Origin of the sequence: Blautia sp. MCC270 (genome assembly GCF_018785605.1) — a bacterium.
Taxonomy (GTDB): domain Bacteria; phylum Bacillota; class Clostridia; order Lachnospirales; family Lachnospiraceae; genus Blautia_A; species Blautia_A fusiformis.
Genome location: NZ_WQQD01000071.1, coordinates 1 through 1,559, shown reverse-complemented (window position 1 = coordinate 1,559; position 1,559 = coordinate 1). Strand labels below are relative to the sequence as shown.

1 rRNA gene is annotated in these 1,559 nt (G+C 52.5%); it reads right to left on the bottom strand.

Annotated elements, in window-relative coordinates:
• Nucleotides 1-1,509: ribosomal RNA gene (locus GPK58_RS12500) — 23S ribosomal RNA — on the bottom strand; the annotation flags it as partial.
• Nucleotides 1,510-1,559 lie beyond the last annotated feature (50 nt).

The following is a 1,559-nucleotide window of genomic DNA, read 5'->3' as shown; positions in this document are numbered from 1 at the left end:
ACTGGTACCTCGCTTGTACCGGGCTTTCCATTCCCGGCTCCCGCTCTCCTTACGTGTCCCCACAGTTCTGTCATACTGCAGTACAGGAATATCAACCTGTTGTCCATCGGCTACGGCTCTCGCCCTCACCTTAGGTCCCGACTCACCCAGGGCAGATCAGCTTTACCCTGGAAACCTTGGATATTCGGCCTAGAGGATTCCCACCTCTATCTCGCTACTCATTCCGGCATTCTCTCTTCCATGCAGTCCACAGCTCCTTCCGGTACTGCTTCTTCCCGCATGCAATGCTCCTCTACCAATCTATTACTAGATTCCTTAGTTTCGGTGGCGCGTTTCAGCCCCGGACATTTTCGGCGCAGGACCTCTCGACCAGTGAGCTATTACGCACTCTTTGAATGTATGGCTGCTTCTGAGCCAACATCCTGGTTGTCTTCGAAATCCCACATCCTTTTCCACTTAACGCGCACTTTGGGACCTTAACTGTAGGTCTGGGCTCTTTCCCTTTTGACCGCCCAACTTATCTCGTGCAGTCTGACTCCCGGTGATATCTACACGGCATTCGGAGTTTGATATTCTTCGGTAGGCTTTGACGCCCCCTAGGAAATTCAGTGCTCTACCTCCGCAAGACTCACACCGAGGCTAGCCCTAAAGCTATTTCGAGGAGAACCAGCTATCTCCGGGTTCGATTGGAATTTCTCCCCTATCCACACCTCATCCCCACCCTTTTCAACGGATGTGGGTTCGGTCCTCCACTACCTCTTACGGCAGCTTCAACCTGGACATGGATAGATCACCCGGTTTCGGGTCTACTCCTACTGACTCTGGCCCTATTAAGACTTGGTTTCCCTACGGCTCCACACCTGAAGTGCTTAACCTTGCCAGTAAGCGTAACTCGCCGGACCGTTCTACAAAAAGTACGCGGTCGTACATATAAAGTACTTCCACAGCTTGTAGACACAGGGTTTCAGGTTCTCTTTCACTCCCCTCCCGGGGTCCTTTTCACCTTTCCTTCACAGTACTATGCGCTATCGGTCACTAAGTAGTATTTAGCCTTAGGGGGTGGTCCCCCTTACTTCCCACAAGGTTCCTCGTGTCTCGTGGTACTCCGGATCCTGCTCAGTCAGCTCTGCTTTCACGTACGGGGCTTTCACCCTCTCCGGCCGGCTTTCCCAAAACCGTTCTGTTAACTTCGCTGAATCTTAAATGCAGTCCATGACCCCGGCATGCACGCACACCGGTTTAGGCTCCTCCGCGTTCGCTCGCCGCTACTTACGGAATCGATGTTTCTTTCTTTTCCTCCGGGTACTTAGATGTTTCAGTTCCCCGGGTTCCCTTCCATACGTTATGGATTGGCGTATGGATGCATGAGGTCTGCTCATGCGGGTTTCCCCATTCAGACATCTCCGGATCACGGGATATTTGCTCCTCCCCGAAGCTTTTCGCAGCTTATCACGTCTTTCATCGGCTCTTAGTGCCAAGGCATCCGCCCTGTGCCCTTATTGCTTGACCTTTCGCTTCATCACCCTAGCGTAGGTGATGCGGTCTCTTGATTCTCGTGT